This is a genomic window from Acidihalobacter prosperus, from assembly GCF_000754095.2.
In the GTDB taxonomy this organism is placed as follows: Bacteria; Pseudomonadota; Gammaproteobacteria; order DSM-5130; family Acidihalobacteraceae; genus Acidihalobacter; species Acidihalobacter prosperus.
On record NZ_JQSG02000006.1, the window covers coordinates 659,985 to 686,124 of the forward strand.

The 26,140-nt window shown below is 66.2% G+C and carries 29 protein-coding genes; 21 read left to right on the forward strand and 8 right to left on the reverse strand.

Translation table 11 applies throughout. The annotated features are described in order from the left end of the window. Positions 1-22 precede the first annotated feature (22 nt). From gcvT to THPRO_RS13840, 7 genes are all read left to right on the forward strand, one after another. Complete coding sequence (gene gcvT, locus THPRO_RS13810; RefSeq protein WP_038091018.1) at positions 23-1,105, forward strand: glycine cleavage system aminomethyltransferase GcvT; 1,083 nt, start codon at positions 23-25, stop codon at positions 1,103-1,105. A gap of 62 nt (positions 1,106-1,167) precedes the next feature. Then, the gene (gene gcvH / locus THPRO_RS13815) at positions 1,168-1,560 is read left to right on the forward strand and encodes a glycine cleavage system protein GcvH (protein WP_038090853.1); all 393 of its coding nucleotides are present in this window, start codon (positions 1,168-1,170) and stop codon (positions 1,558-1,560) included. A gap of 24 nt (positions 1,561-1,584) precedes the next feature. Then, positions 1,585-2,946 carry an aminomethyl-transferring glycine dehydrogenase subunit GcvPA gene (gcvPA, locus tag THPRO_RS13820; protein WP_038090851.1) on the forward strand — a complete coding sequence of 454 codons (1,362 nt, stop codon included), beginning with the start codon at positions 1,585-1,587 and terminating at the stop codon, positions 2,944-2,946. A gap of 21 nt (positions 2,947-2,967) precedes the next feature. Then, positions 2,968-3,468: a thiol peroxidase gene (gene tpx / locus THPRO_RS13825; protein WP_065089769.1), complete on the forward strand. Its 501-nt coding sequence runs from the start codon at positions 2,968-2,970 to the stop codon at positions 3,466-3,468. Between the two features lie 63 nt (positions 3,469-3,531). Continuing rightward, positions 3,532-4,983: an aminomethyl-transferring glycine dehydrogenase subunit GcvPB gene (gcvPB, locus tag THPRO_RS13830; protein ID WP_038090849.1), complete on the forward strand. Its 1,452-nt coding sequence runs from the start codon at positions 3,532-3,534 to the stop codon at positions 4,981-4,983. 78 nt (positions 4,984-5,061) lie between these two features. Continuing rightward, the gene (locus THPRO_RS13835; RefSeq protein ID WP_065089770.1) at positions 5,062-5,421 is read left to right on the forward strand and encodes a diacylglycerol kinase; all 360 of its coding nucleotides are present in this window, start codon (positions 5,062-5,064) and stop codon (positions 5,419-5,421) included. A 94-nt stretch (positions 5,422-5,515) separates the two neighbouring features. After that, positions 5,516-6,358, forward strand: coding sequence for a UDP-2,3-diacylglucosamine diphosphatase (locus THPRO_RS13840; RefSeq protein WP_038090846.1), 843 nt, complete (start codon positions 5,516-5,518; stop codon positions 6,356-6,358). On the opposite strand, the gene THPRO_RS13845 is transcribed toward THPRO_RS13840, so the two are convergent. Continuing rightward, positions 6,331-7,290, reverse strand: a complete 960-nt coding sequence (locus tag THPRO_RS13845; RefSeq protein WP_052064453.1) for a zinc ABC transporter substrate-binding protein — start codon at positions 7,288-7,290, stop codon at positions 6,331-6,333. The two genes, THPRO_RS13840 and THPRO_RS13845, sit on opposite strands and share 28 nt — an antisense overlap. A gap of 65 nt (positions 7,291-7,355) precedes the next feature. Here THPRO_RS13845 and THPRO_RS13850 point away from each other — a divergent pair, with 65 nt between their 5' ends. The 7 genes from THPRO_RS13850 (at position 7,356) to THPRO_RS13880 (ending at position 12,714) form a co-directional block, all read left to right on the forward strand. Continuing rightward, positions 7,356-7,838: a Fur family transcriptional regulator gene (locus THPRO_RS13850; RefSeq protein WP_052064452.1), complete on the forward strand. Its 483-nt coding sequence runs from the start codon at positions 7,356-7,358 to the stop codon at positions 7,836-7,838. Then, the gene (locus THPRO_RS13855; protein ID WP_236717321.1) at positions 7,835-8,611 is read left to right on the forward strand and encodes an ATP-binding cassette domain-containing protein; all 777 of its coding nucleotides are present in this window, start codon (positions 7,835-7,837) and stop codon (positions 8,609-8,611) included. Before THPRO_RS13850 ends, THPRO_RS13855 begins: the two co-directional genes overlap by 4 nt. Beyond that, positions 8,604-9,407: a zinc ABC transporter permease subunit ZnuB gene (gene znuB, locus THPRO_RS13860; RefSeq protein WP_065089771.1), complete on the forward strand. Its 804-nt coding sequence runs from the start codon at positions 8,604-8,606 to the stop codon at positions 9,405-9,407. Before THPRO_RS13855 ends, znuB begins: the two co-directional genes overlap by 8 nt. A gap of 82 nt (positions 9,408-9,489) precedes the next feature. Then, a complete protein-coding gene (locus THPRO_RS13865; RefSeq protein WP_052064451.1) occupies positions 9,490-9,768 on the forward strand; it encodes a FeoA family protein in 279 nt (92 codons plus the stop codon). A gap of 16 nt (positions 9,769-9,784) precedes the next feature. Continuing rightward, positions 9,785-10,012: a FeoA family protein gene (locus tag THPRO_RS13870; RefSeq protein ID WP_038090844.1), complete on the forward strand. Its 228-nt coding sequence runs from the start codon at positions 9,785-9,787 to the stop codon at positions 10,010-10,012. 66 nt (positions 10,013-10,078) lie between these two features. Continuing rightward, positions 10,079-12,412, forward strand: a complete 2,334-nt coding sequence (feoB, locus tag THPRO_RS13875; protein ID WP_038090843.1) for a Fe(2+) transporter permease subunit FeoB — start codon at positions 10,079-10,081, stop codon at positions 12,410-12,412. Further along, positions 12,412-12,714, forward strand: coding sequence for a FeoC-like transcriptional regulator (locus tag THPRO_RS13880; RefSeq protein ID WP_052064450.1), 303 nt, complete (start codon positions 12,412-12,414; stop codon positions 12,712-12,714). Before feoB ends, THPRO_RS13880 begins: the two co-directional genes overlap by 1 nt. On the opposite strand, the gene THPRO_RS13885 is transcribed toward THPRO_RS13880, so the two are convergent. The 5 genes from THPRO_RS13885 to THPRO_RS13905 all read right to left on the reverse strand — a co-directional run bounded on the left by THPRO_RS13885 (position 12,711) and on the right by THPRO_RS13905 (position 16,599). Continuing rightward, positions 12,711-13,250 (reverse strand): phosphatase PAP2 family protein, encoded by a 540-nt coding sequence (locus tag THPRO_RS13885; RefSeq protein WP_145930870.1) that lies wholly within the window; start codon positions 13,248-13,250, stop codon positions 12,711-12,713. The two genes, THPRO_RS13880 and THPRO_RS13885, sit on opposite strands and share 4 nt — an antisense overlap. Next, positions 13,237-14,490, reverse strand: coding sequence for a glycosyltransferase family 4 protein (locus THPRO_RS13890; RefSeq protein ID WP_082954661.1), 1,254 nt, complete (start codon positions 14,488-14,490; stop codon positions 13,237-13,239). Before THPRO_RS13890 ends, THPRO_RS13885 begins: the two co-directional genes overlap by 14 nt. Then, positions 14,487-15,287: a lysophospholipid acyltransferase family protein gene (locus THPRO_RS13895; protein WP_052064449.1), complete on the reverse strand. Its 801-nt coding sequence runs from the start codon at positions 15,285-15,287 to the stop codon at positions 14,487-14,489. The genes THPRO_RS13890 and THPRO_RS13895 overlap by 4 nt, the downstream gene beginning before the upstream one ends. Next, complete coding sequence (locus tag THPRO_RS13900; RefSeq protein ID WP_065089773.1) at positions 15,262-16,095, reverse strand: GNAT family N-acetyltransferase; 834 nt, start codon at positions 16,093-16,095, stop codon at positions 15,262-15,264. Before THPRO_RS13900 ends, THPRO_RS13895 begins: the two co-directional genes overlap by 26 nt. 93 nt (positions 16,096-16,188) lie before the next feature. Continuing rightward, positions 16,189-16,599 (reverse strand): rhodanese-like domain-containing protein, encoded by a 411-nt coding sequence (locus THPRO_RS13905; protein ID WP_038090842.1) that lies wholly within the window; start codon positions 16,597-16,599, stop codon positions 16,189-16,191. A 95-nt stretch (positions 16,600-16,694) separates the two neighbouring features. On the opposite strand from THPRO_RS13905, the gene THPRO_RS13910 reads away from it, so the two are divergent. Together THPRO_RS13910 and THPRO_RS13915 are read left to right on the forward strand one after the other, a co-directional pair. Then, positions 16,695-17,465 carry an oxygen-binding di-iron domain-containing protein gene (locus THPRO_RS13910; protein WP_038090841.1) on the forward strand — a complete coding sequence of 257 codons (771 nt, stop codon included), beginning with the start codon at positions 16,695-16,697 and terminating at the stop codon, positions 17,463-17,465. 106 nt (positions 17,466-17,571) lie between these two features. Further along, positions 17,572-19,170, forward strand: coding sequence for a phospholipase C (locus tag THPRO_RS13915; protein ID WP_065089774.1), 1,599 nt, complete (start codon positions 17,572-17,574; stop codon positions 19,168-19,170). A 21-nt stretch (positions 19,171-19,191) separates the two neighbouring features. On the opposite strand, the gene THPRO_RS13920 is transcribed toward THPRO_RS13915, so the two are convergent. Next, positions 19,192-21,282, reverse strand: coding sequence for a thioredoxin domain-containing protein (locus THPRO_RS13920; RefSeq protein WP_052064448.1), 2,091 nt, complete (start codon positions 21,280-21,282; stop codon positions 19,192-19,194). Between the two features lie 123 nt (positions 21,283-21,405). Between THPRO_RS13920 and THPRO_RS13925 the strand changes: the two genes are divergently transcribed. Genes THPRO_RS13925 through folA form a run of 5 tightly spaced genes read left to right on the forward strand, consistent with a single transcriptional unit; the run spans position 21,406 to position 25,509 of the window. After that, a complete protein-coding gene (locus tag THPRO_RS13925; RefSeq protein WP_038090833.1) occupies positions 21,406-22,143 on the forward strand; it encodes a phage protein NinX family protein in 738 nt (245 codons plus the stop codon). A gap of 51 nt (positions 22,144-22,194) precedes the next feature. Next, positions 22,195-23,394 carry a class I SAM-dependent rRNA methyltransferase gene (locus THPRO_RS13930; protein WP_038090830.1) on the forward strand — a complete coding sequence of 400 codons (1,200 nt, stop codon included), beginning with the start codon at positions 22,195-22,197 and terminating at the stop codon, positions 23,392-23,394. Between the two features lie 23 nt (positions 23,395-23,417). Beyond that, positions 23,418-24,215 (forward strand): prolipoprotein diacylglyceryl transferase, encoded by a 798-nt coding sequence (gene lgt / locus THPRO_RS13935; RefSeq protein WP_038090829.1) that lies wholly within the window; start codon positions 23,418-23,420, stop codon positions 24,213-24,215. Then, entirely contained in the window at positions 24,212-25,006 is a 795-nt protein-coding gene (locus tag THPRO_RS13940; protein ID WP_038090828.1) for a thymidylate synthase, read from the forward strand. The genes lgt and THPRO_RS13940 overlap by 4 nt, the downstream gene beginning before the upstream one ends. Further along, positions 25,003-25,509 carry a type 3 dihydrofolate reductase gene (gene folA / locus THPRO_RS13945; protein WP_038090827.1) on the forward strand — a complete coding sequence of 169 codons (507 nt, stop codon included), beginning with the start codon at positions 25,003-25,005 and terminating at the stop codon, positions 25,507-25,509. The genes THPRO_RS13940 and folA overlap by 4 nt, the downstream gene beginning before the upstream one ends. Before the next feature lie 83 nt (positions 25,510-25,592). Here folA and THPRO_RS13950 read toward each other — a convergent pair whose 3' ends face one another. Beyond that, positions 25,593-26,111, reverse strand: coding sequence for a PAS domain-containing protein (locus THPRO_RS13950; RefSeq protein ID WP_038090825.1), 519 nt, complete (start codon positions 26,109-26,111; stop codon positions 25,593-25,595). Positions 26,112-26,140 lie beyond the last annotated feature (29 nt).

The window sequence follows — 26,140 nt, forward strand, 5'->3', positions numbered from 1 at the left end:
CTTTTTGATGGGAACCCGAGTGATGACCCGACGTACCGCCCTGCATGACGAACACCTCGCCGCCGGCGCCAAGATGGTCGATTTCGCCGGCTGGGACATGCCGCTTCACTACGGCTCCCAGCTTGAAGAACATCATCAGGTGCGCCGCGCAGCCGGTGTGTTCGACGTCTCGCACATGACCGTACTGGATCTCGCGGGCCCCGGCGCACGCGATTTCCTGCGCCGTCTGCTAGCCAACGACGTCGACCGCCTCAAGCAGGCCGGCAAGGCCCTGTACAGCTGCATGCTGCAGGCGGATGGCGGGGTCATCGACGATCTGATCACCTATTACCTGGACGACGGGCGTTACCGTACCGTGGTCAATGCGGCGACCCGCGACAAGGATCTCACCTGGATCCGCAAGCAGGCCGAGGCCTTCGACGTCGATATCGAGGTGCGCGACGATCTGTCCATGCTGGCGGTACAGGGGCCGCGCGCCCGTGAACTGGCGGCTGGCGTGCTCGGCGACGCTGGCGCGCGTGCGCTGGCGCTGGGCGTGTTCCAGGCGGCCGAGCTGGGCGAGCGCTTCGTGGCGCGCACGGGCTATACCGGCGAGGACGGCTTCGAAATCATGCTGCCGAACGACGAGGCTGCCGCCTTCTGGCGCGCCCTGCTGGCAGCCGGGGTGCGGCCGATCGGCCTGGGCGCACGCGACACGCTACGCCTTGAGGCCGGCATGAATCTCTACGGCACCGACATGGACGAAACCATCAGTCCGCTGGAATGCGGTCTGGCCTGGACCGTGGCCTGGGAGCCGGCCGAGCGCGATTTCATCGGCCGCGAGGCGCTGGAGCGGCAACGCACGGGCGGTGGCCTGCGCCGTTTCGTGGGTCTGGTGTTGGAGGACCGCGGCGTGCTGCGCGGTCATCAGCGCGTGATCGCCGACGGCGCCGGCGTGGGCGAAACCACCAGTGGCACCTTCTCGCCCACCCTCGGGGTTGCCATCGCGCTGGCCCGCGTGCCCGCCGGTACCGGCGGGCGCTGCGAGGTCGAGATCCGCGGCAAGCGCCTGCGCGCGCGCGTGGTCAAGCCACCGTTCGTGCGCAACGGCCAAAGCTGCTTGTAGCCGCAGCCTGCACCCTACAGCCTTTTTACTTACACGCAAGACAGTCTCGGGAGACAATCGCAATGAGTCAGCAGACGGCGGAACTGAAATTCACCCAGAGCCACGAATGGGTGCGCGACAATGGGGACGGCAGCTGCACCGTCGGCATCACCGACCATGCCCAGGAGCTGTTGGGCGATCTGGTGTTCGTCGAGCCGCCCGAGGCCGGGCGCCAGGTCAGCGCCGGCGATGCCTGCGCCGTGGTGGAGTCGGTGAAGGCCGCCTCCGACGTGTATGCGCCGCTCGACGGCGAGGTGATCGAGGGCAACGAGGCACTGGCCGACAGCCCCGAGCTGATCAACCAGGATCCCTATGGGGACGGCTGGCTCTTCCGCCTGCGCCTGCAGGCGGCCGATGGCCTGGCCGGCCTGATGGACGCCGATGCCTACGCCGCCTTCGTGGAAGCCGAGGGCTGAGGCCCCGTCGAGGACAAGCAACCCATGCCGTTTATTCCGCATACCGATGCCGATGTCCGCGATATGCTCGCGGCCATCGGTGTGACCGATATCGAAGATCTGTTCGACGAAATTCCGGCCGCGCTGCGCGCCAAGGGTCTGGACGGCGTGCCGCCGGCGCTCTCGGAAATGGAAACCCTGCGCCTGATGCGCGAACGCGCCGGCCAGGATCGGCCGATGCTCAATTTCATCGGTGCCGGCGCATACGAACACCACATCCCCGCCGCCGTCTGGGAGATCGCCACCCGCGGCGAGTTCTACAGCGCCTATACGCCTTATCAGGCCGAGGCCTCGCAGGGCACGCTGCAGCTGATCTACGAATACCAGACCATGATGACCGGGCTGACCGGTATGGAGGTGTCCAACGCCTCTCTGTACGACGGCGCCTCCGCGCTCGCCGAGGCGGTGTTGATGGCGGTGCGCCTGAACCGCCGTGCCAAGACGCGGAAGGTGCTGGTGCCGGCCAGCCTGAACCCGGCCTGGCGCGCCACCACGCACAACATCGTGCACAACCAGGGCATCGAACTCGTCGATCTGCCTTGCGATCCGGCCAGCGGGCGCCTCGATCCAGCCGCACTCTCCGCGTATGCGGAGACGGGCGCGGCCACCGCCCTGGTGGTGCCGCAGCCGAATTTCTACGGCGTGTTGGAGGAGGTCGACGCGTTGAGCGATTGGGCCGCCCGGCATGGCGTGATCATGATCGCGGCCGTCAACCCGATGACCCTGGCGCTGCTCAAGCCGCCGGGCGAATGGGGGGAGAGTGGCGTCGACATCGTCGTCGGCGATGGCCAGCCGCTGGGCGCGCCGCTGTCATACGGCGGCCCCTACTACGGCTTCATGTGCACGCGTAAGCAGCATGTGCGGCAGATGCCCGGGCGCATTGTCGGGCGCTCGGTGGATGCCGACGGCAAGCCCGGCTTCGTGCTGACCCTGCAGGCGCGCGAGCAGCACATCCGACGTTCGAAGGCGACCTCGAACATCTGCACCAACCAGGGACTGGTGGTGACCGCCTCGACCATCCACATGGCGATTCTCGGGCCCGACGGACTGGCGCGGGTCGCCGGCGCCAGCTACGCCAATACGCATGCCCTGGCGGAGCGTGCCGCCGAAGTCGGCGCGCGTCGGGCGTTTGCGGGCGAGTATTTCCATGAGGTCGCGCTGCGCCTGCCGCGCAAGGCCGCAGGCGTGTGCGAGGCGATGGCGGCCGACGGTATCCAGGCCGGCTATGACCTCGGCCGCGTCGACCCGGCGCTGAGCGACGTGATGCTGGTCTGCGCCACCGAAACCAAGACGGCGGACGACATCGACCGCTACATCGACAGCCTCAAGCGTGCCCTCAAGGGCTGACCACCACCGAAGGAGAAGCACATGGCCACGATCACCTTGCAAGGCAATCCGATCCACACCACCGGCGAACTGCCCGCGGTCGGTACGCAGGCGCCGGACTTCCATCTGGTCGACGGCGATCTGAACGACGTCAGCCTGGCCAGTTATGCCGGCAAGAAAAAGCTGCTCAACATCGTGCCCAGCCTGGACACCCCGACCTGCGCGACCTCGACCCGCAAGTTCAACGAATTTGCGAGGGGCCGCGAGGGCGTGGTGATGCTGATGGTCTCCGCCGATCTGCCGTTCGCGCAGAAGCGTTTTTGCGGCGACGAGTCGCTGTCCAACGTGATCCCGGTGTCGCTGATGCGCACGCGCGCCTTCGCCAAGGATTACGGCGTGCTGATCGAGGACGGTCCCCTGGCGGGGATCACCGCGCGCGCGGTGGTGGTGATCGACGAAGGCGACCGCGTGATTTACACGCAGCTGGTGCCCGAGATTGCCGACGAGCCGGATTACGACGCCGCCCTGGCGGCGCTGGCCTGAGCGGACGCCGCCGGCACCATGCGTGCCGGCGGCGTCATTCCATTCCTACGAGAGTTTTCGCCCATGTTGATCTTCGAACATGCCCGCCCGGGGCGCCGCGCACCCGCGCAGGCGCCGCTGCAGACCGCCGACACGGCTGCCCTGCCCGAACGTTTCCGGCGTCGCAGCGCCACGGGGCTGCCCGAGGTGTCCGAGCTGCAGGCGGTACGCCATTACACCCGGCTGTCGCAGAAGAACTTCTCCATCGACACCCATTTCTACCCGCTGGGTTCGTGCACCATGAAGTACAACCCGCGCGGCTCGAACGCGGCGGCGATGCTCGATGGGTTCCTGAGCCTGCATCCGCATACGCCGGACGCGCATGCCCAAGGCATGCTGGCCTGCCTTTACGAGCTGCAGGAAATGCTCAAGGGCGTGACCGGCATGCGCGGCGTCTCGCTGACGCCGATGGCCGGCGCGCAGGGCGAGTTCGCCGGCGTGGCGATGATCCGCGCCTACCATGAGGCCCGCGGCGATCACGCGCGCACCGAAATTCTGGTGCCCGATGCCGCGCACGGGACCAACCCGGCGACCGCGACCATGTGCGGCTACGGTGTCCGGGAAATTCCGACGGATAGCGAGGGCGATGTCGACATGGAGGCTCTGCGCGCCGCCGTCGATCCCCAGACCGCCGGTATCATGCTGACCAATCCCTCGACGCTGGGCGTGTTCGAGCGGCGTATCCACGAGATCGCGGCGATCGTGCACGAGGCCGGCGGCCTGTTGTACTACGACGGCGCCAATCTCAATGCGATTCTCGGCAAGGTGCGTCCCGGCGACATGGGCTTCGACGTCATCCACATGAATCTGCACAAGACCTTCTCCACCCCGCACGGCGGCGGCGGGCCGGGTGCGGGTGCGGTCGGCGTCGGCGAACGTCTGCTGCCGTTCATGCCGGTGCCGGTGGTGGCGCGCGAGAGCGGGCAGTACCGCCTGCTGACCGAAGCCGACATGCCGCAAAGCATCGGGCGGCTGTCCGCCTTCATGGGTAACGTCGGCGTGCTGCTGCGCGCCTACGCCTATATGCGCATGCTGGGACACGAGGGCATGCAGCGGGTGGCCGAATACGCAACCCTCAATGCCAACTATCTTGCCGTCAGGCTGCGCGATGCCGGATTTTCGCTGGCCTATCCGCAACGCCGGGCGACCCACGAGTTCGTGGTCACGCTCAAGCGCGAGGCCAAGGAGACCGGCGTCACCGCGATGGACTATGCCAAGCGGCTGCTCGATTACGGCTATCATGCCCCGACCACCTACTTCCCCCTGCTCGTGCCGGAATGTCTGCTGATCGAGCCGACCGAGACCGAAGCCAGGGAGGACCTGGACGGCTTCGTGGAGTCGATGGCCACCATCCGCCGGGAATCCATGAGCGAGGCCGACATGGTCAAGGGCGCGCCCTACCGTCTGCCCAACCGCCGTTTCGACGAAGTGCGCGCCGCGCGCGAACTCGACTTGCGCTGGCAGCCGTCATCCTGAATCCGGCGTTCCGCCCCCATTCATCGCCCTGAAACCTTGCCCCGTTAGTGTGTGCTCGCACAACGGGGATGGGGTTTCATGGCGTCGAGCGGTCACACGGGCTTCAAGCGTATCGTCAAGGCGGCCGGATATTCCTGGCATGGTCTGTGTTCAACGTTCCGTCACGAATCCGCTTTTCGGCAGGAACTGGCTGTCAGCGCGGTGCTCATGCCGCTGGCGCTGTGGCTGGGCGACGATGCCGTCGCCCGTGCGCTGATGATCGGCAGCGTGTTCCTGGTGCTCGTGGTCGAATTGCTCAACTCCGCCATCGAGGCCGCGATCGATCGCTTCGGCGGCGAGCGCCATCTGCTGTCCGCGCGCGCCAAGGACATGGGGTCGGCGGCGGTGCTGGTCAGCATCCTCAATGCCGTGATCGTGTGGGCGCTGCTGTTGTTCTGACGTCCAGCGGACTTCATCGCATCGTCAAGCCGATGAGATCGCCCTGTCATCTTGCCCACCCATAGTGCCCACATCCGGGCGACTGGGGGTGGACATGGAACGGCTCGACTACCGTGCGATCTTCATTTCCGATATCCATCTGGGGACGGCCGACTGCCGGGCCGACTACCTGCTGGATTTTCTCCGTCACACGCATTGCGACACGCTTTATCTGGTCGGCGACGTGATCGATCTGTGGGCGATGCGGCGTCAGGTGCACTGGCCGCAAACGCACAGCGAGGTGCTGCGCGCCTTTTTCGATCTGGCCGCCGCGGGCACGCGCGTGGTGTATATCCCGGGCAACCACGACGAAGCTCTGCGCAGCCTGGCCGGCAGCACCTACAACGGCATCGAGATACGCCTGGACGACGTTCACGTGACCCGCGACGGGCGACGGCTGCGGGTCAGTCATGGCGACGAATTCGATGCCGCGGTGCACTGCGGCCGCGTGGTGCAGGCGATCGGCGACGCCGCCTACAACGTCCTGCTCTGGCTCAATCGCCAGACCGCGCGGCTGCGCGGGCGTTACGGCAGACCCTATTGGTCTTTGTCTGCCTGGCTCAAGGGCCGCTCTGGCGGCGCTCGCCGTTATGTGCGACGTTTCATGGGGGCGGCGGCACACGAGGCGGCGCGGCACGCATTCGACGGCTATGTGTGCGGGCATATCCATGTTGCCGGCATCGAGCAGGTGGACGGTGTGCTGTACTGCAACGATGGCGACTGGGTCGAGCATTGCACTGCGCTGGTCGAGCGCCGCGACGGCCGCCTGCAGCTTATCCATTGGGCGGACCACAAGCGGGTGGAGCGTGAGCATGCCGGCGACGAAGTCGTCGACGCCGGCATGCCGCTGCCGGTACCCGAGCTGGTTGCTCAGTGGGCAAGGCACGCCTCCAGGTGAGCGCCTAGGTTGCGCATCAGTCTGAAATAGAGATCCGGCCCCGGTTTGAGGTCCGCGCCCAGCGGATCGAGCACGCCCACGCGCACGTCGCGCCCAGCGGTTACCGTGCGTATCAGCGGCGAGGCGAATTCAGGCTCGCGAAACACGCAGCGGACCCCGTAGTGCCGAATGGCTTCGCGGGCGGCTTCGACTCGCCGCGCCCCAGGCGGCAGCGACGGTTCCACGGTCAGCGCGCCGACGGCGTTCAATCGGTAACGCGCGTCGAAATAGGCGTAGGCGTCATGGAAGACCATGAAGGGCACGCCCCTGACGGGCGCCAGCGTGCGCTGCAGCGCGTCGTCGAGTCGACGCAGTCGCGCCTCCAGGGCATCGGCATTGGCGCGGTAGCGTGCGGCATGGGCCGGGTCGACGGCACTCAGGGTGCGGGCAATCTCCCGTACCATGGCCTCGGCGTTGCGCGGGTCGAGCCAGATGTGCGGATTGATCCCGGCATCCCCAGCATGCGTGTCCGGGGACTCGTGCGCGTCGTCGTGTTCCTCCTGGGCGACACCGAAACCGACGCGGACGGGGAGCAGGCGGACACCGGGCGCGCGCGCAAGGGCGACTACCCGTACGCCGCTCGGAAGCTGGGCGAGCGGACGGGCGAGAAAGGTTTCCAGCATGGGACCTACCCAGAAGACCACCTGGGCGCTGCTCAGCGCGGCCATGTCGGACGGACGCAGGCTGTAGGTATGCGGCGACGCGGCACCCGGTACCAGTAAATGCGGCCTCTCGCCGGTGCCAGCCATGACGCCCGCGACCAGGGAGTCGATGGGTTTGATACTGGCCACCACGTGCGTCGCGGCCTGACTGGTGGGCGAAAGCAGCCATATCACGAGGCTGATGGCGAACAGAGCGCGGCGGGTCGGTCGCGCGGAGGCGTGAGAGAACATGGAGGGCCTTGTGGGTCTTGGTTGGAGTGAAGTTATAATATAACAAATCTAGATTGGGGACCGTCATGAGCGAAACCGCAGAGTCCGGTGCGGCGGTGCGAGGCGAGGCGCTTGGGCGCCGTCTGGCGCAGGCCGAGGCCTTGTGCCGCGAGCGCGGCGTGCGCTTCACGCCGCTGCGCCGCCGTGTGTTCGAAAGCCTGATTGCGCGTGGGGCGCCTGCCGGCGCCTACGAACTGTTGGCGGATCTGCGTGAAGCCGGGTTCGCCGACGCGCCGCCGACGGTGTACCGTGCGCTCGACTTTCTGCGCAGTCAGGGGCTCGCCCACCGCGTGCGCAGCACGAACGCCTTTGTGGCCTGCGATCACCCCGGAGACACCCACACTCATGGCGGCGTGTTGTTGATCTGCCGGGATTGCGGACATGCCGCCGAGATCGACCATGGCGCGCTCGGCGGCGCGGTGCGGGAGGTGGCAGCGGCCCACGGTTTCGAGCCGGCGTCGCAGTTGATCGAGGTCAGCGGACGTTGCCGACGGTGCCGGCGCGCGTGAGCATTTCTCAGGAGTTTTTGATTGGCGCCGCCGGCTTGTGCGTGGATTTCGACGAGCGGCGAGTGCTGGATCGCATTGATCTGACGCTGGGTGAGCGTGAGATCGTTACGCTCATCGGCCCCAACGGTGCGGGCAAGACGACATTGGTCAGAACCTTGCTCGGGCTGCAAAGGCCGAGTGCCGGACGCCTGTCGCGCCGTCCGGGCCTGCGTCTTGGCTACATGCCGCAGCGGGTGACCGTGGACGCCGTGATGCCGATGAACGTGGCGCGCTTCCTGCGTCTCGGCGCGCGTCACCGGGCCGCGGTGGCGCGTACGGCTGCGAGGCTGGGAGTCGAGGGACTCCTGGGCAGCCCGATCCAGGGACTTTCCGGAGGTGAAATGCAGCGCGTGCTGCTTGCGCGTGCGCTATTGCGCGATCCGCAACTGCTGGTTTTGGACGAGCCGGCCCAGGGTGTGGATGTCGGCCTGCAGGCCGCATTTTATCGCTTGATCCGCCAGATACGCGACGAACAGGGCTGCGGCGTGCTCATGGTGTCGCACGACTTGCATCTGGTGATGGCCGCGACCGACCGGGTGATTTGCCTCAACGGTCACGTCTGCTGCACGGGGCGGCCCGAGGCCGTCAGCCGGGATCCGGCCTACCGCCAGCTGTTCGGCGGCACCGACACGCGCGGTCTGGCCGTGTACGCTCACGATCATGATCACGCCCATGATGTCCTCCCGGCCATGGGGGAGGAAGGGGCTATAGATAAGGGGGGCAGCGATGCCTGAATTCGTCTGGCATGCCTTGCTCGGCGGCATGGGGGTGGCCTGCGTGGCGGGGCCGCTGGGCTGTTTCGTGGTGTGGCGCCGAATGGCCTATTTCGGCGACACGCTTTCGCACTCGGCATTGCTGGGCGTGGCGCTCGGTTTTCTGCTGGGCGTGGATTTGCGTATCGGGATTTTGGCGGTCTGTCTGATCGCTGGCTTGATGCTGGTGGCCATGCAGGGGCGCCGGCGCCTGGCGAGCGACACGCTGCTCGGCATCATCGCGCATACTGCGCTTTCGCTGGGTATGGTGACCATCGCCTTTCTGCCGTCGCTGCGCATCGACCTGATGGGCTATCTGTTCGGCGACATCCTTGCGATCGGCCGTGACGACCTGATCACCATCGCGCTCGGCGGCCTGTTGGTGCTGCTGGTGCTGGCCAGCATCTGGCGCGGCCTGCTGGCGGCCACTGTGCATGAGGATCTGGCGCGCGTGGAGGGCGTGCCTGCGGCACGCGACAATCTGGTCTTCGTCTTATTGCTCGCGCTGGTCGTCGCCGTGGCGATGAAGGTGGTCGGCATGCTGCTCATCACGGCGCTCCTGATCATTCCGGCGGCGGCTGCGCGTCGTTTCGCCTCGTCGCCCGAGCACATGGCCGTGCTCGCGGCGCTGGCGGGCGTGCTGGCCGTGATGGGCGGGGTGTTCGGCTCGCTGCATTGGGATACACCGGCGGGGCCTTCGATTGTCGTGGCGGCGGCGACACTGTTTCTGTTGAGTCTGTTATGGCCGTCGCGACACTCGCGCCCCAGGCCTTCATGAGATTGTTAACAATAATAGTTCTCATTAATAAAAAAACGGCGTATACTCTCCATCAAGTTCAACGCAACACCGGAGTTCGCCGATGACCGCTGCCGTAACCGGATTGGCCGCTGCCTCGAAGCATCCCGCCGTGGGCGGTTTTCCGCTGGCGATGGCGGCGACAGGCGAGCGCGTGCGCATCGTGAATCTGGGCGGTGGCGAGGCCCTGGAAAGACGGCTGGCGGCCATGGGGCTCGGGCTGGGCAGTGAGTTCATGCTCGCGCAGCGTGAGGGCGGCGCTGGCGCCGTGGTCAGCCTGGCTTCGTCGCGCTTGGCCTTGAGTCTCGGCATGCTGCACCGGATATGGGTTGTGAAGGTTTGATGGGGGGAGTAAGGCGATGGTCCTAGCGGACCTTAAGGTCGGGGAGTCAGGACGGGTGCGGGGCTTCGCACAATCCGAGGCAGTGTACCGCCGCAGGCTGATGGCGATGGGACTGACCCTGGGGGCGGAGTTCACCGTCACCCGCCTGGCTCCACTCGGCGATCCGGTTGAAATCCGAGTGCGGGGCTCTGCGCTGACCCTGCGCAAGGATGAGGCTGCCGCGCTGCGAATCGAACGTCTTTGACGGGATTCCAGCGCGGTATTTTTTTATCTGCAGACGATAATGATTATCAATCAATAAGGTGTTGGCATGACCCAAGGTGTCATCGGGCTGATCGGCAACCCGAATTGCGGCAAGACTACGCTGTTCAATGCCCTGACCGGTTCGCGACAGAAGGTCGGCAACTGGCCCGGCGTGACGGTCGAGCGCAAGGAAGGGCGTTTCGAATGGAATGGGCGTTCGATCAAGGTGGTCGACCTGCCCGGCACCTACTCACTCGATGCCGCGTCAAGCGCCTCGCTGGACGAGGCGATCGCGCGCGATTACGTGCTGTCCGGCGAACCGGACCTGATCGTCAATATCGTCGACGCATCCAATCTCGAGCGCAATCTGTATCTGACGACCCAACTGTTGGAGATGCGCCTGCCGCTGGTACTGGCAGTGAATATGCTCGATGCCGCGGAAGAGGCGGGCGTGCGCCTGGATCTGGAGCGTCTGGCCGAAGGGCTGGGGTGCCCCGTGGTGCCGATGGTGGCCTCGCGGGGCGAAGGGGTGGACGCGCTCAAACGTACGGTTGCGCAGGGATTGGGGGGTGCGCGGCGGGGCGTCGCACTGAACTACGCGCCGTTGATCGAAGATGCGCTGCAGGAACTCGTCGGCCTGTTGGCCGTGCCGGCAAAGGCGCACGGCATGGATCCCCGTTGGCTGGGTGTCAAGCTACTGGAAGGCGATGCGCAGGCGGAATCGCTGGCTCCCGAGGCGGCCCTGGACCTGGCCAGACACCATCAGACGCGTATCGAGGGGCATCTCGGCGAACCCGCAGACGTTTTCATTGCCGAGGCGCGGTATACCTTCGTACATGAATTGCTGCAGGAGTCGATGCGCCGCGAGGGCCTGGTGAGGCGTAGCACTTCGGATCGTATCGATCGTCTGGTCCTCAATCGCTATCTCGGCATTCCGGTTTTTTTGCTGGTGATGTATCTGCTGTTCGTGGTCAGCTTCAACGGCGGCAATATCTTTCTCGATTTCTTCGATCAGACCACGCGTGCGATTTTCGTCGAGGGCTTTGCGCGCCTGCTGGCATCCTGGGGCAGTCCTGGCTGGCTGATCAGCCTGTTGGCGTATTCGCTGGGCGGTTCGATCCAGCTGGTGTCGACCTTCATCGCGCCGATCGGCATGACTTTCCTGTTTCTCTCGATTCTCGAAGACTCGGGCTACATGGCCCGCGCGGCCTTCGTGATGGACCGTTTCATGCGCCGCATCGGCCTGCCGGGCAAGGCCTTCGTGCCGATGATCGTCGGCTTCGGTTGCAATGTGCCGGCGGTAATGGCGACGCGCACCCTAGAGGATCCCCGCGAGCGGCTGGTGGCCGCGCTGATGCAGCCCTTCATGTCCTGCAGCGCCCGCCTCACGGTCTACATGGCCTTCGTGGCCGTGTTTTTCCGCGAATACGGCGGTCAGCTCGTGTTTGCCCTGTACGTGCTGGGTATCGTGGTTGCGGTCCTGACCGCCTTCATTCTCAAGCGCACGGCGCTGCGCGGTGAGGCGAGTCCTTTCGTCATGGAGTTGCCGGCCTATCACTTCCCGACGCTGCGCGGGACCCTGCGCAATACCTGGGATCGGCTGTCGGTGTTCCTGTTGCGGGTCGGCAAGGTCATCATCATCGCCTCCATGATCGTGACCGCACTGGCCAGCATCAGCCCGACGGGCCGGGGGCTGGGCGATCATGAGGTGGGCGAGTCGATACTCGCCGAGGTCGGCAAGGGGCTGACGCCGGTGTTCGCGCCCATGGGCATCACCCAGGAAAACTGGCCGGCGACCGTGGGTCTGCTTTCCGGCGTGGTCGTCAAGGAAATCGTGATGGGCACGCTCAACGGCGTTTACGGCAAGATGGGCGCGCCTGCCGACGAAGCGACTGCTACGACACCTTCGACCAGCCTATCCGAGCAGCTCGGCGCGGCCGTCGCCACCATTCCGGCCAATGCAGCCGCCTTTGCGCATGGTTTCCTCGATCCGCTGGGCTTCGGCGGCCTTCAGCGCGCCTCTGGCAGTCTTGCGACTTCGGCGGAGGCACAGGGACTGGAGGTCAACACGCTTACGCGCCTTGGGAGTCTGTTCACCGTGCCGGCAGCCATCGCTTATCTGATCTTCATTCTGCTCTACATGCCTTGCGTCAACACCATCGCCGCGATTCGACGCGAAACAGGCAGTCGCGGCTGGACGACTTTTGCTGTTCTCTGGGGCTTGCTGTGGGCCTACGGCCTGGCGGTGATCTATTACCAGATGGCGACGTTTTCGGCACATCCCGCCAGCGCGCTGTTCTGGCTGGCTGCCGTGCTGGCCACGCTGGCAATGGTGGTTGTGGGTCTGAGGCGCTATGGATTGCGTCGGTCGCCCGCCACGGCGCTGTCGAGGGAAGCGTGATGGGACCGGCAGTCATCAAGGATTACCTGGTTCGCCGAGGCCGTGCGCCGATGATGGATCTGGTCAACCGGTTCGACAGCGATCCGCGCGCGCTGGAGGGTGTGCTCGAGTTCTGGATGCAGCGAGGTCGCGTGAGGCGCTTGCCCGGGGTGGTTGCCGGAAATTGTGCAGGCGGCTGTGGCCAGGACTGCGGCGTGGCTGCCCGTGCGCCGGATCTGACGGTGGTCTACGAGTGGGTCGGCACGGCCCAGCCGCTGTGCTTCGTGCCTGTCGGCCAGTGGCGGTCGGAACGTCGAGGCTAGCTGATCATGCCGCCGGAAAACGCATAGAGACTGGCCGCTGCGGTCAGGCTGCCGATCAGGGCGCCGGCAATGACGTCGCTGGGGTAGTGCAGGCCGAGTACCAGCCGCGACAGGGCCACCAGGATGGTGAAGGGGATCACCACCACCGCCCAAAGCGGATAGTAGGCCACCAGGATGATGCTGAAGCCGACGGCATGCATGGTGTGCCCGGACGGAAAGCTGAATTCGTCCAGCGGCGCCACGCTTTGCAGAATGCCGACTTCGGCCTGACAGGGGCGCGGACGGCTGGTGGTGTGTTTGAGCCAGCGATACAGAAACAGCGAGATCAGGCCGACCGCAACCATCTGCAGGCTGACCCGTGCGGCTGCCGCTCCGTGTATCAATGGCAGAGCCAGTATGATGGCGTACCAGAAGACGCCATCGCCCAGGCGGCTGACCGCAGCGAATAGGCGTGCGGGCATCCGGCGGCGATTGGCGCGATTGAACAGACGGCAGACGTGCTGGTCCACCTCGGTCAGACGTTCAAGCAGACGCATGGCAATCCTCCTCCGCAGACGGGGATCCATCATCGGATAACGCATACTCGTAGAGTAGCGCTTCGAGCTGGTCGGTGATATGTGACCAGTCTAGGGTTTCAGCCGTATGACGCGCCGCGGGGCGCAGACGTTCCAATAAGTTGACGTCGCTGGCCGCCGTTGCGGCCTGCTCACGGAAGGCGGCCTCGTCTCCCAGCGGGGCGAGCAGGCCGTTGATGCCGGATTCGATATGCTCGCGGCCGGCCGCATAATCGAAGCCGACGACCGCCAAGGCGCTGGCCATGGCTTCCAGGACCACATTGCCGAAGGTTTCGCTGATGCTCGGAAACAGGAAGATATCGCTGCTCGCGTAATGCCTGGCCAGATCTTCGCCGATGCGGGGGCCGGCGAAGATCAGGTCGGGATTCTCGCGGCGCAGCGACGTTTCGTGGGGGCCATGCCCGACCACGACGAAGCGCAGTTCGGGCGTGTGTATCTGCATGTACCGGAAGGTGCTCACCGCCAGCGCAATGTTCTTTTCGGGTGCCAGGCGCCCGACGTAGAGTGCAACCGGCGTATTTTCGTCGACGCCCCATTCGTGCCGCAGCGTGGGATCGCGCCGATGTGGGCCGAAAAGCTGCGTGTTCACGCCCCGGGAGATGACACTGGCGTTGTCGAAACCCTCGTTGCCGAGTTTCCGCGCGAGCTCGCGGGTCGGCACCAGGGTGCCGGCAGAGCGGTTGTGGAAACGGCGCAGAACGGCCCGTATCGCCGGTTCGAGCCAGCCCAGCCGGTAATGCCGGCTATAGAAATCGAAGCGCGTGTGGAACCCGGTGATCGCGGGGATGCCCAGCCGGCGGGCAACGCGCAATGCGGCCATGCCGAGTGGGCCTTCGGTGGCGATATATACGATGCTCGGGCGGAAGCGCGCCCACTGGCGGTGCAGTGCGCGCGTCACGGGCAAGCCGAAGCGCAGGCCGCGATAGCCTGGGATGGGCAGACCAGGCACAAGACATTCCTCCAGGCCGCCGGCTTCAGCGCGGCTGCGGTCATGGCCGCCTTGGCCGGGACGGGTCAGCTGTATGCGATGCCCACGTTCCAGCAGGCCGCCCGCCCAGTGGCGGAGCGTGTTGGCGACGCCATTGATTTCGGGTGGCCAGGTTTCCGTGATCAGCGCGATGCGCAGGCGGACGGGTGGCGTGGCCGCACCGGCCTCGTGCGGGTGCGGCACGGCCGGCAGGTTGTCGGCCAGCGTGTTCATGCGTAACCGCCCGGCTGCTCAATGCGGGCCGCGCGCGTTCCGGCGCCTGTGACGCAGGCATCGACGGCGTCATGGGCTGCCAGCGCGAGCGCCTTGCGCTCCTGGCCGTGCTGGGTGGCCAGTGGTTGCAGAAAGGTCATTTCGACGTCGATGCGAGGCTCTCCGAGTACGCGCCAGGCATGTGCCAGCAGGGTGTCGTCATCGACGAACGGCACGGTTGGATGGGGCGCGCCGGCCTCCGCGCCAGGGTGGGGCGGATAACGCAGCGCAACGGGCTGGACCGGGACGCCGGCGCGAATGGCGGTCGCGAACAGGCGGGGGTGGAAGGGCCGCACGCGATCGCCGCGCGTGGTCGTGGCTTCGGCGAACAGGATCACCCGGCGACCGCGGATCAGATGCCAGGTGATTTCCTCGGTGGCGGTATCGGCACCGCCGCGCTGGCCGCGGCGGATGAACAGGGTGCCGCCGCGTGCGGCCAGCCAGCCGATCAAAGGCCAGTTCCGGACTTCGGACTTCGACAGAAAACTGACCGGGACAAAACCGCCCAGAGCCGCGATGTCGATCCAGGAAATGTGGTTCGCGACCCACAGGGCGGGTCCGGGCAGCGGTTGCCCGTGCGTCACGATGCGCAGTCCGAGGATGCGGCCGATGCGCGCCCGCCACCAGCAGGCGATGGCATCAAAGACGGGTCCGGGCGCGACCTGCCGCGGGCGCGTGAACGCGAGCGTGAGCACCGCGCCCAGCGCGGCATGCAGCAGTAGACTCAGGAGTCTACGAATACGTCTCAGGTTGCGCATCGACGTGTCGACCGGGATGACTCAAGTAGGCCACGGGCAGGCGCCGCGAGGAGCCGGCTTGGAGAAAATGCCGGCCATAGCGCGGATTGAGGCGATCGACCTCAAGCAGAATGAGCAGATCGGCGACATTGAAAGCCTTGTCCTCACAGGGTTCTCCGCAAATCCAGGCACCCAGACGCAGGTAAGCCTTGAGCAACGGCGGGATGCTCAGGGATGATAGCGTACCATGCGTGGCCGGGGTCTCCAGCGGATGACGCGGTGCGGCGCGTAGCGTTTCCGGCGACAGGTAGCCCTGCTTGCGGATGCGGGCCATGATCGCCTGCGCCTCGTGCCCGCCGTCGCGCAGGCCGATACTGGCGCAACCGATCATGTAGTCCACCCGATGGATGCTCATGAACCGGCCGAGCGCGGACCACAATACGCCGATCGCAGCCCCGTTGCGGTGTTCCGGATGGATGCAGGTGCGGCCGATCTCGATGATGCGCCCGGGCAGGGCCAGGATCGGGCTCAGATCGAATTCCGACTCCGAGTAGAAACCGCCCGACAACCGCGACTGGGTATCGGTCAGGATGCGCGTGCTGCCGATAACCTCGCCGCTGCGGGTGTCGCGTACCAGCAGATGGTGGCAATAGGGGTCGAATCCGTCGGTTTCGAGGCCGGGGGCGGCCGAATGGACCTGCGCGCCCATTTCCTCGGCGAACACCCGATAACGCAGGCGCTGGGACTCGCGCACCTGCGCGTCGGTGGTCGCCAGTTCGGCTACCAGGTGCATCTGCGCCAAGCTGGCGCGAGCCAGATTCTCACCCATGATCCATCTCCTGTCCGGCATTTCGCGCATGCTAGGTGGCCGAGTTGTCAGCGCCGTGACCGGCAGGTGATGCTTCGATTACATCCGGACCGCTCAGGGGAGCGGCATGGCGTACTCGCCGGACTCGGTCGGGTAATCCTCCGCATCCCAAAGTTTGATCCCGCCCGCGAGGTTTAGAACACGGGAGAAGCCCATTAGTTGCAGAATGTCCGCCGCCAGCGCGCTACGCCCACCGGTATCGCAGTAGAGCACGACGGTTTTTGCGCGCGCCTCGTGCAATGCCGCGACGCGTCTGGCGTTGTTCGGATCCGCCGCGCTTTCGATCAGGCCACGTGGGATCAGCAGGGCGCCAGGGATATGAGCCTTCGCATACTCGTATGGTTCGCGGGTGTCGACGAGCACGATGTCCTCGCCATCCTCGATCCGTTCCGCGAGATCGTCGGCCGAAATGTCCGTCACCCGGGTACGCGCGTCGGCGATGAAATCCGCAAGTGTCCTGTTCATGAGTCTCCCTGTCGGTCGGTCGTATGACCGCGTTCAAAAAGTGGTAATGTGACGGTTCGTCGACAAATTATGAATAACTAATGGAGGTTCGGCCAATGTCGGTGACGCTGTATCGGAAGGGTAGTCATGCCTGCCTGGCTTTCGGTGATCTGGTGACGGGCGGCAGCGGCGTGCAGGCCAATCAGTTTCTGATCCTGGACGGCGATCAGAGTGCGATTCTCGATCCGGGCGGCGAGTTGACCTTCACTGCGCTGTCGGTGGAACTGCGCAAGCACCTGAGCCTGGACAAGCTGACCTATCTGATCGCCTCGCATCAGGATCCGGACATCATTTCCTCGATGCAGAGCTGGGTGACCCGCACGCACGCGACGGTGGTGTGTTCGAAGTTGTGGTCGCGCTTCCTGCCCCATCTGCTGCCGTCCTATCTGGGTGACAAGGTGGGTGGCAATTGCATGCCGCTGCCGGACGAGGGCATGGATATTCCGCTCGGGGAGTCCGTGCTCAAGGCGGTGCCGGCCCACTTCCTGCACTCGGTAGGCAACTTCCATTTCTACGACCCGGTCAGCAAGATTCTGTTTTCGGGCGACATGGGCGCGTCCATGGGCGGCGGCGGAGTGGACCGTCCGGTCACCGATTTCGACGCCCATGTACCGCACATGCTCGGTTTCCACCAGCGCTACATGACCGGCAATCGCGCCTGCCGTCTGTGGGCGGACAATATCCGCCGGCTGGACGTCGAGATGATCGTGCCCCAGCACGGCCAGCCGTTTCGGGGTGAAAAGATGATCGGCCGCTTCCTCGACTGGATCTCGGAACTCCGCTGCGGGGTCGACCTGATGAGCGAGCGCAGCTACGCCATTCCCTGAGCGGCGTGCCTGACACCGAATGTTCACGAACTAGGCCCGCCGCGCGCGGGTCTTTTCGTCGGAACGGGCGCGTGCCCGCCGATCGGCACATCCAATGAGGTGTCACATGAGCGAATCCAGGGATCGTATCGATAACAGTAGGCGCAGGTTGCTCAAGTCTGCCGGCGCCGCGGCCGGTTTGGCCGTTGCCGCGCCGTGGTTGGCGCCGCTGGCCAAGGCGGCGGGCACGGAGCCGCTGAGCGGGCTGCGCGACCGTATCGACCACATCATCGTGATCTATCAGGAGAACCGCAGCTTCGATCACTATTTCGGCACTTACCGGAACCCCAACGGTCACCCAGTGGCCAATCTGCTGAATGCCTCGGGCGAGCTCGACCCCCGCTTCGACGGCCTGCAGAAGGATCCCGCCGGGGTGGCCTACGGGGTGCTGCCGGTGCCGCTCGACATCCCCGCCTTCGACAGCGCGAGCCTGCCCAACCGGCCGTTCCATCTCGCACCCTACATCCCCGCCGGCGACAACGTGCCCTGGGATCCCGCGCACCATTTCTTTCGCATGTACGAGCAGGTCAACGGCGGCGCCATGGATCGTTTCGTCGGTCTCGCGCTGACCCGGCACGTGGCCGACATCGAGGCGCAGATCCGCAACATGCCCAAGGTCGGTACGACCGCCTATCACGAACGGGTGGTCAAGCTGCTCACCGAGGCTTCCAAGCCGTCCGGCGCGGTGATCGGGCATTACCGTCGCGAGGACATCCCGGCCTATCACGCGCTGGCCGACGAGTACGCGCTGTTCGACCATTTCTTCCAGGCCATGTCGGGCGGCTCCACGGGCAACGCCCTGTACCTGGCAGCGGCGCGCTCGTGCCAGTGGTCGCAGGCGCCCGCCAAGCTGGAGGGGCAGCTCGATCCGCCGATTCTCGACAAGCCCTACGACCGCCACGGCATCCTGATCAACGACCTGCCGCCGCTGCTCGGACCGACCGAATCCTGGTACGGCGCGCTCAAGATCGCGCCCCCGCCGGACGAGCAGCGCTTCGCCAACATCGGGGATCTGCTCAACCATGCCGGCCAGGACTGGGCCTGGTACGCCGAGGGCTGGGACAAGGTCAAGCCCTGGGCGCTCAAGACCGCCTTCGGCCCGGGCGACGGCTCGGCGGTGGTGCAGTCGGACCTCATCTACAACCCGCACCACAACCCCTTCCAGTATTTCCCGCGCTGGCCGGGCTACGTGCGCGGGGGTCACATGCGCGACGTGGAGGATTTCCGCGCCGACGCGCGCGACGGCAAGCTGCCGCCGGTGAGTTTCATCAAGGCCAGCGCCGCGCACGACGAGCACCCGGAGAACTCCGCCCCGGCCGTCGGCATGCACTGGGTGATGGAGCGCCTCAAGGAACTGGCGGCGAGCCCTGCGTGGAGCCGCTCCCTGGTGGTGATCACCTACGACGAGGGCGGCGGGTTCTGGGATCACGTGGCGCCGCCGCGCCCGGACGCCTACGGCTGCGGCACGCGGATTCCGGCGCTGATGGTCGGTCCGTACGTGCGCCGCGGGTATGTAGATTCCCGCGTGGCCGACACCACCTCCGTGCTGCGCCTGATCGAACGGCGCTTCGGCCTGCCCAGCCTCACCGCCCGGGATGCCCACGCCTACGACCTGCTGGGCGCGCTGGATTTCACCCAGCGCGCCCGCGAACCGGCGTTTCTCTAGCGCCCGGCCGGCGCCGCCACATCAGCTGGCTGATACGGCGGCGCCGGGTTCGTCCGCGCGCAGCGCGTCGTCCAGTGCCGGCAGTTCGCCGATGGCGGGCGCGCACTGCGGGCCGCGGCAGTAAAAGGCCTGCGGCATGTCGGCGGCAGGTTTGCTGGCCAGCGCCTCCGGCAGGCTTTCCGTAGTGGAAGGAATGGCAAACGCGAGGCGTGCGGGCGCAAAGGGCCTCAGGCAGCGTGCCTGCCAGGGTGCGAGCATGCCGCCGGGGCCGCGCAGAATCACCAGGCGGGTCGGGCTGAGCTGCTCCTCCAGCGCGTCGAGCAGGCTGCAGTGGGCGGAAGGCGCCTGGTCGATGGCGCCGGAGGCCGCCGCCAGGGCGCGCTCCGCGGCCTCAAGGTAGCGCGGTTCCCCCAGCAGATGCCCGAGCCGGATCAGGGCGCGCGTGGCCACGCCGTAGCCCGAGGGCATGGCCTCGTCGGCCATCGGCTTGGGTCGCTGGATCAGCGTCTCGTGATCGTCGGCGGTGAAGTAGAAGCCGCCGCGTTCGCCGTCTTCGAATCGCGCCAACAGCACCTCGGCCAGCGCGCGCGCGAACTCGGCGTCTTCGGAGCGCCAGCGCAGCTGCAGCAGCTCCAGCAAGGCATCGATCAGGAAGGCGTAGTCGTCCAGATACGCGGGGAGATGCGCGTGGCCGTTCTTGCAGGTGGCCAGCAGGCGGCCTTCGCGCCAGAGCGTGCCGCGCACGAAGTCGAGCGCCCGTTCGGCGCTGTCGGCGTATTCGGGGCGTTCCAGGTGCCGCGCGGCGATGGCCATGCCGCGGATCATCAAGGCGTTCCATGCGGTCAGGATCTTGTCGTCCAGGCCCGGACGCACACGGGTCTCGCGCAATGCGAACAGGCGTTCGCGGGCCGCGGCAAGATGTGCCGCTGCGGTCGCCTCGTCGAGGCCCGCAGTCGCGGCCGCTTCGGCCAGCGGGCGGGCGCCGACCAGATGCCAGCGGCCCTCGAAGTTGGGTGTCGAATCGAGGCCGTGGCGCGCCGCGAACAGCGGGAAGTCGGTCTCGCCGACCGCCTCGCGCACCGCCTCGCGCGTCCACACGTAGTAGCGGCCTTCCTCGCCCTCGGAGTCGGCGTCCAGGGAGGAGTAGTAGCCGCCTTCGGGCGCTTGCATCTCGCGCATCACCCAGCGCGCGGTGGCCTCGGCGGCGGCGCGGAAGTCCTCGCCTCCGGTGATCGCATGGGCCTGGGCGTAGAGCGCGAGCAACGGCCCGTTATCGTAGAGCATCTTTTCGAAATGCGGGATGGCCCAGCGCTCGTCCACCGAATAGCGCGCAAAACCGCCGCCCAGGTGGTCGAACAATCCGCCTTCGGCCATGCGTTCCAGGGTGTGCAGGGCCATGTGCAGCGCTTCGCTGTCCTCGTGCCCGTCGAGACGGGTGGCCGACCAGTGTCGCAGCAGGCGATTGAGGCTCGCCGTATGCGGGAATTTGGGCGCGGCCTCGAAGCCGCCCCAGGCGCGATCGTAATGTCGGGCCAGCTCGGCGCGCGCGCGGTCGATCAGCATGGCGCTGAGCGGCGCGTCCGCGGGTTCGCCGTGACCCAGGCGACCCAGCATGCCGAGCAACTGCGCGTTCTGCTGGTCGATGTCCGCCCGCCGGTCGCGATAGATATCGGCCAGGCGGCCGAGCAGTTCGGGAAAGCCTGGCAGGCCGTAGCGTGCCGCTTTCGGGAAGTAGGTGCCGGCGAAGAAAGGGCTCTGATCCGGGGTCAGGAACACGGTGAGCGGCCAGCCGCCGCCGCGCTGAGTCAGCAGATAGTGTGCGGTCTGGTAGATGCGGTCGATATCCGGGCGTTCCTCGCGGTCGACCTTGATGTTGATGAAATGCGCGTTCATCACGGCGGCGATCGCGGGATCCTCGAAGGACTCATGCGCCATCACATGACACCAGTGACAGGCCGAATACCCGATCGACAGCAGGATCGGCTTGTCTTCCTCGCGGGCACGGGTGAGGGCTTCCTCGCCCCAGGGGTACCAGTCCACGGGATTGTCCGCGTGTTGCTGCAGGTAGGGGCTGGTTTCGCGGGCCAGCCGGTTGGTTGTGGCGTTCGGCATCGAGGACTCTCTGGGTTCCGGGTGTCGCGGCACTTTAGCCCAGGCGGTTGCCGGCTGTCGCGCCAGCGCCGGCGCGCGGCGGACGCAGTTGCATGCGACTGCGCCGACTGATATGAAGTCTACATGGAAATGGACAGGCCCGAAGCAGCCGCTCTGGAAGGCTCGGCACTCGATCTGGCGGTGGCGCAGGCGTTGCGGCTGTCGCCGGAAACCAACGACGGCATCGTATCCGTCGACGGCGTGCGTTTCGCACCTTCGCGGGACTGGGCCGACGGCGGGCCGTTGATCGAGCGCTTCCGGATGCGCATCCATGTGCTGGAGCTGAGCTGGGGGCGCGGTCAGGCTTTGTGGGCTGCCGAGTTCCCGGGATTCGGTTTCGAGACGGAAGGCTTTGCGCATGGCTGGAGCACCGGTCCGAACCCGCTACTGGCCGCGATGCGCGCCCTGGTTGCCGCCCGCGCACTGCACCGGACAACGGCCGCCAGCGAAGACGACTGGAACGAGGCGGGGCGTCGCGAGATCATGGCGCTGCTGGTCGAGCTGGTGCGTCGTGCGGGTATCCGCTGCCCGGCAACGCCGATGCGCCTGCAGCGGCTGGTCGATCGTCTGCAGCAGGCCGGCGTCGATCTGGGCTACGGCTTCATCGAGCGTCCCTACGGTCAATACTGCGAGGCGCTGGCCGGCGATCTGGCCCGGCTGGCGGCGCTTGGCATCCTGCGCCTGAAACGCGAGGCGGCGGGGGTGTCGAGCTATATGCCGGGCAGCGAGGCCGCGGATTTCGTCGCTGCCGCGCGCGCCTACGTCGACCGCCATCGCCAGGCGCTCGACGCGCTGCTGCATGACGGTGCGGACGACGCCTGAGGGCAGGCGCTTTGCCGTACAATGGCCGCCCGTCCACGGTCAGGAGTCGAAGTGTCCGAAACCCCGCTACCCCCGCTTCGGCTCAAGCCGAGGGAAGATCGCCGTCTGCGTGCAGGGCACCTCTGGGTGTTCAGCAACGAGGTCGATGTCGCACGCACTCCGCTGACCGCCTTTGCGCCCGGCGACCCCGTGACCATCGAGGACGCCCAGGGGCATTATCTGGGCACAGGCTACGTCAACCCTCGTTCCCTGATCTGCGTGCGTCTGGTGTCGCGCGACCGCCGGCACCCTTGGCACGAGTCGCTGATCGTGCATCGTCTCAAGGTTGCGCTCGGTCTGCGCGAGCGGCTGATCGGCGCGCCCTATTATCGCCTGGTTCACGGCGAGGGCGACGACCTGCCGGGGCTCGTGGTCGATCGCTATGGCGACGTCCTGGTGGTACAGGTGACCACCGCGGGGATGGAGCGCCAGCTCGACGCCCTGTTGGCGGCCCTCGAGAAGGTCGTGCGGCCGGTGGTCATCCTGCTGCGCAACGATACCGCGATCCGCGAGCTGGAAGGGCTGGATCGTTACGTTCGCCCGGCGTTGGGCGAGCCGCCGGAGGAGATCGAGATCGAGGAAGGCGGGCGGCGTTTCGTCGCCCCGCTGGGGGCCGGACAGAAGACCGGCTGGTTCTACGATCAGCGCGACAACCGCGACCGGCTGGCGCCCTACGTGGCGGACATGCGCGTGCTCGACGTGTTCAGCTATGTCGGTGCCTGGGGCGTGCGTGCAGCGCTCGACGGCGCGCGCGAGGTCGTGTGCGTGGACGAATCGCAGACGGCGCTCGATTACGCCGCGCGCAATGCGGTACTCAACGGAGTGCAAGATCGCGTGACGACGCGGCGCGGCGAGGCCTTCGAGGTCTTGCGCGGGCTGCGCGAGGCGGGCGAGCATTTCGATGTCGTGATTCTCGACCCCCCGGCCTTCATCAAACGGCGCAAGGATCAGCGCGCCGGCGAGGATGCCTACCGAAGGCTGAATCAGCTCGGCATGCAGCTGATCGGCCGCGACGGCTTCCTCGTTTCCTGCTCCTGCTCGTATCATCTCCCGCGCGATACCCTCATCGCGCAGATGCAGCAGGGCGCGCGGCATATCGAACGCGGACTCAAGGTACTGGCGCAGGGGTATCAGTCGGTCGACCACCCGATGCATCCGGCGATCCCGGAAACGGCCTATCTCAAGGCCGTGTACGCCCGCGTGCATCGTTGAGCGCTCTGGTAGCATAGCCGCCCATGATCCCCTACCCGCATATCGATCCGATCGCCTTCGCCATCGGCCCCGTGAAGGTGCACTGGTACGGCATCATGTATCTCGCCGGCTTCGCCGCTTATCTCGCGCTCGGGACCTATCGCGCGCGCAAGCCGGAATACCCGCTCAACCCCGAGCAGGTCGGCGATGCCCTGTTCTACGGCGCGCTCGGCGTGGTGCTCGGCGGGCGCATCGGCTACGTGCTGTTCTACAACCTGCCGTTCTATCTCGCGCATCCGCTGCAGGTGTTTGCCGTGTGGGACGGCGGCATGAGTTTTCACGGCGGCATGCTGGGGGTGATCCTGGCGATGGCCTGGTATGCCCGACGCATCGGCCTGAAGCTGTTCCAGGTGACCGACTTCATCGCGCCGATGGTGCCGATCGGTCTGGCCTGCGGGCGCATCGGCAACTTCATCAACGGCGAGCTGTGGGGCAAGGTCACCACGCTGCCCTGGGGCATGGTGTTCCCCAACGCGGGCCCCCTGCCGCGCCAGCCGAGCCAGCTTTACGAGTTCTTTTTCGAGGGCGTGGTGCTGTTCAGCACCTTGTGGCTGTTTTCCAGGAAACCGCGCCCGCTCGGCGCCGTGTCCGGGTTGTTCCTGCTGCTCTACGGCACGTTCCGTTTCCTGGTCGAATTCGTGCGCGAGCCCGATCCCCAGCTCGGCTATCTCGCCTTCGGCTGGGTGACCATGGGGCAGGTGCTCAGCCTGCCGATGATCCTGCTCGGCGCGGGTCTGCTGCGCTGGGCCTATCGCGCGCGCAACCAAGGGGTAAGGACGTGAAGCAATATCTCGACCTGATGCGCCACGTGCTGGAGCAAGGTACGCGCAAGGAGGACCGCACCGGGACCGGCACGCTGTCGGTGTTCGGCCATCAGATGCGCTTCGATCTGGCGCAGGGCTTCCCGGTGGTGACCACCAAGAAACTGCACCTGCGCTCGATCATCCACGAGCTGCTGTGGTTCCTGCGCGGCGACACCAATATCGGTTATCTGCACGACAACAAGGTCACCATCTGGGACGAATGGGCCGACGAGAACGGCGATCTCGGCCCGGTCTACGGCAAGCAGTGGCGGTCCTGGGCGACCGCCGACGGCGGCGCCGTCGACCAGATCACTCAAGTGATCGAGGCAATCCGGAAAACCCCCGACTCGCGCCGCCTGATCGTGAGCGCGTGGAACGTCGGCGAGCTGAGCCAGATGGCGCTGCCGCCCTGCCATCTGCTGTTCCAGTTCTACGTCGCCGACGGCAGGCTGTCCTGCCAGCTCTATCAGCGCAGCGCCGACATTTTTCTCGGCGTGCCGTTCAACATCGCCTCCTACGCGCTGCTCACGCACATGATCGCGCAGGTCGTCGGCCTTGAGCCCGGCGATTTCGTGCATACTCTGGGCGACGCGCATCTCTATCTCAATCACCTCGAGCAGGCGCGCCTGCAGCTTTCGCGCGAGCCGCTGCCGCTGCCGCGTCTCGTCCTCAACCCGGAGGTGAAGTCGATCTTCGATTTCCGCTTCGAGGATATCGCCATCGAGGGTTACGCCAGTCACGAGGCGATCCGTGCGCCGGTGGCGGTGTGAGTCGGCCGATCGTTTCGCTGGTGGTCGCGGTCGCGCGCAATGGCGTGATCGGCCGCGACAACGACTTGCCCTGGCGGCTGCCCGACGACCTCAAGCGGTTCAAGGCGGTCACCCTGGGCAAGCCCGTGGTGATGGGGCGCAAGACCTACGAGTCCATCGGTCGGCCGCTGCCGGGGCGGGAGAACCGCATCGTCACGCGCCAACCGGGCCTGCGCATCGAGGGATGCCGCGTGTTCCAGCGTCTGGAGGACGCGCTTGCCGGTGCCGAGGAGGAGATCATGGTGATCGGCGGCGCGCAGATCTATGCCGAGGCGCTGCCCCTGGCGGACCGTCTGTATCTCACCGAGGTCGATGCCGAGGCCGAGGGTGATGCACGCTTCCCGGTCATCGATCCTGCGCAATGGCAGGAAACCTGCCGCGAACCGCACGCGGTGGATGATCGCCACGCCCATGGCTTCGTGTTTCGCGTGTTGGAGCGGCGGTCCGCGCCTCGCGGTAACTGAGGTTCGGGCCGGCGGTCGACGCGCAGCATGAACTTCGTCGTTGCGTCCCTGATGGGACGCCTGTTCGCTTTGCGGGTGGTTCGCTACAGGCGCAGCACGAAGGTGTCGTAGGTGGCGCCGCTTTCGCCGGCGAGTCGGTTGAGGTAATCCAGCGAGGCGGCAGGCGCCTGGTTGGCGCTGCTGCGCTCCTCTATGGCGCGCATCTCGCGATACAGTTCGCTGACCGTGGCGATGGCCTGCGTGGTGGGTTTGCGCCTGACCGAGTAGTAGCCGGTGATGTTGCCGGCCTGGTCGCGGTCGGCCGTGACGTTGGCGAGCACCCAGTAGTAATCGCCGTTATTGCACAGGTTCTTGACGTAGGCGAAGCATTCCTCGCCGCTGCGAATGGTGTCCCAGAGCAGCTTGAATACGCCGCGCGGCATATCGGGGTGGCGGATGAGGCTGTGTGGCTGGCCAAGCAGCTCGGGTTCGAGATAGCCCGAGATCGACATGAACACGCGATTGGCGTAGACGATTCGGCCTCGCGGATCGGTCTTCGAGACGATGAACGAGTCGTCGGGCAGCATGATTTCGCGCTGAGTGGGTGTCGGGCGTGCCGCCATCCTGGACTTTCTCCGGTTCGGGCGGGCCG

Bases quoted from the DNA above. Each gene is read 5' to 3' on its own strand.
- gcvT (WP_038091018.1), top strand. From the start codon at position 23: ATGACCCGACGTACCGCCCTGCATGACGAACACCTCGCCGCCGGCGCC.
- gcvH (WP_038090853.1), top strand. From the start codon at position 1,168: ATGAGTCAGCAGACGGCGGAACTGAAATTCACCCAGAGCCACGAATGG.
- gcvPA (WP_038090851.1), top strand. From the start codon at position 1,585: ATGCCGTTTATTCCGCATACCGATGCCGATGTCCGCGATATGCTCGCG.
- tpx (WP_065089769.1), top strand. From the start codon at position 2,968: ATGGCCACGATCACCTTGCAAGGCAATCCGATCCACACCACCGGCGAA.
- gcvPB (WP_038090849.1), top strand. From the start codon at position 3,532: ATGTTGATCTTCGAACATGCCCGCCCGGGGCGCCGCGCACCCGCGCAG.
- THPRO_RS13835 (WP_065089770.1), top strand. From the start codon at position 5,062: ATGGCGTCGAGCGGTCACACGGGCTTCAAGCGTATCGTCAAGGCGGCC.
- THPRO_RS13840 (WP_038090846.1), top strand. From the start codon at position 5,516: ATGGAACGGCTCGACTACCGTGCGATCTTCATTTCCGATATCCATCTG.
- THPRO_RS13845 (WP_052064453.1), bottom strand. From the start codon at position 7,290: ATGTTCTCTCACGCCTCCGCGCGACCGACCCGCCGCGCTCTGTTCGCC.
- THPRO_RS13850 (WP_052064452.1), top strand. From the start codon at position 7,356: ATGAGCGAAACCGCAGAGTCCGGTGCGGCGGTGCGAGGCGAGGCGCTT.
- znuB (WP_065089771.1), top strand. From the start codon at position 8,604: ATGCCTGAATTCGTCTGGCATGCCTTGCTCGGCGGCATGGGGGTGGCC.
- THPRO_RS13865 (WP_052064451.1), top strand. From the start codon at position 9,490: ATGACCGCTGCCGTAACCGGATTGGCCGCTGCCTCGAAGCATCCCGCC.
- THPRO_RS13870 (WP_038090844.1), top strand. From the start codon at position 9,785: ATGGTCCTAGCGGACCTTAAGGTCGGGGAGTCAGGACGGGTGCGGGGC.
- feoB (WP_038090843.1), top strand. From the start codon at position 10,079: ATGACCCAAGGTGTCATCGGGCTGATCGGCAACCCGAATTGCGGCAAG.
- THPRO_RS13880 (WP_052064450.1), top strand. From the start codon at position 12,412: ATGGGACCGGCAGTCATCAAGGATTACCTGGTTCGCCGAGGCCGTGCG.
- THPRO_RS13885 (WP_145930870.1), bottom strand. From the start codon at position 13,250: ATGCGTCTGCTTGAACGTCTGACCGAGGTGGACCAGCACGTCTGCCGT.
- THPRO_RS13890 (WP_082954661.1), bottom strand. From the start codon at position 14,490: ATGAACACGCTGGCCGACAACCTGCCGGCCGTGCCGCACCCGCACGAG.
- THPRO_RS13895 (WP_052064449.1), bottom strand. From the start codon at position 15,287: ATGCGCAACCTGAGACGTATTCGTAGACTCCTGAGTCTACTGCTGCAT.
- THPRO_RS13900 (WP_065089773.1), bottom strand. From the start codon at position 16,095: ATGGGTGAGAATCTGGCTCGCGCCAGCTTGGCGCAGATGCACCTGGTA.
- THPRO_RS13905 (WP_038090842.1), bottom strand. From the start codon at position 16,599: ATGAACAGGACACTTGCGGATTTCATCGCCGACGCGCGTACCCGGGTG.
- THPRO_RS13910 (WP_038090841.1), top strand. From the start codon at position 16,695: ATGTCGGTGACGCTGTATCGGAAGGGTAGTCATGCCTGCCTGGCTTTC.
- THPRO_RS13915 (WP_065089774.1), top strand. From the start codon at position 17,572: ATGAGCGAATCCAGGGATCGTATCGATAACAGTAGGCGCAGGTTGCTC.
- THPRO_RS13920 (WP_052064448.1), bottom strand. From the start codon at position 21,282: ATGCCGAACGCCACAACCAACCGGCTGGCCCGCGAAACCAGCCCCTAC.
- THPRO_RS13925 (WP_038090833.1), top strand. From the start codon at position 21,406: ATGGAAATGGACAGGCCCGAAGCAGCCGCTCTGGAAGGCTCGGCACTC.
- lgt (WP_038090829.1), top strand. From the start codon at position 23,418: ATGATCCCCTACCCGCATATCGATCCGATCGCCTTCGCCATCGGCCCC.
- THPRO_RS13950 (WP_038090825.1), bottom strand. From the start codon at position 26,111: ATGGCGGCACGCCCGACACCCACTCAGCGCGAAATCATGCTGCCCGAC.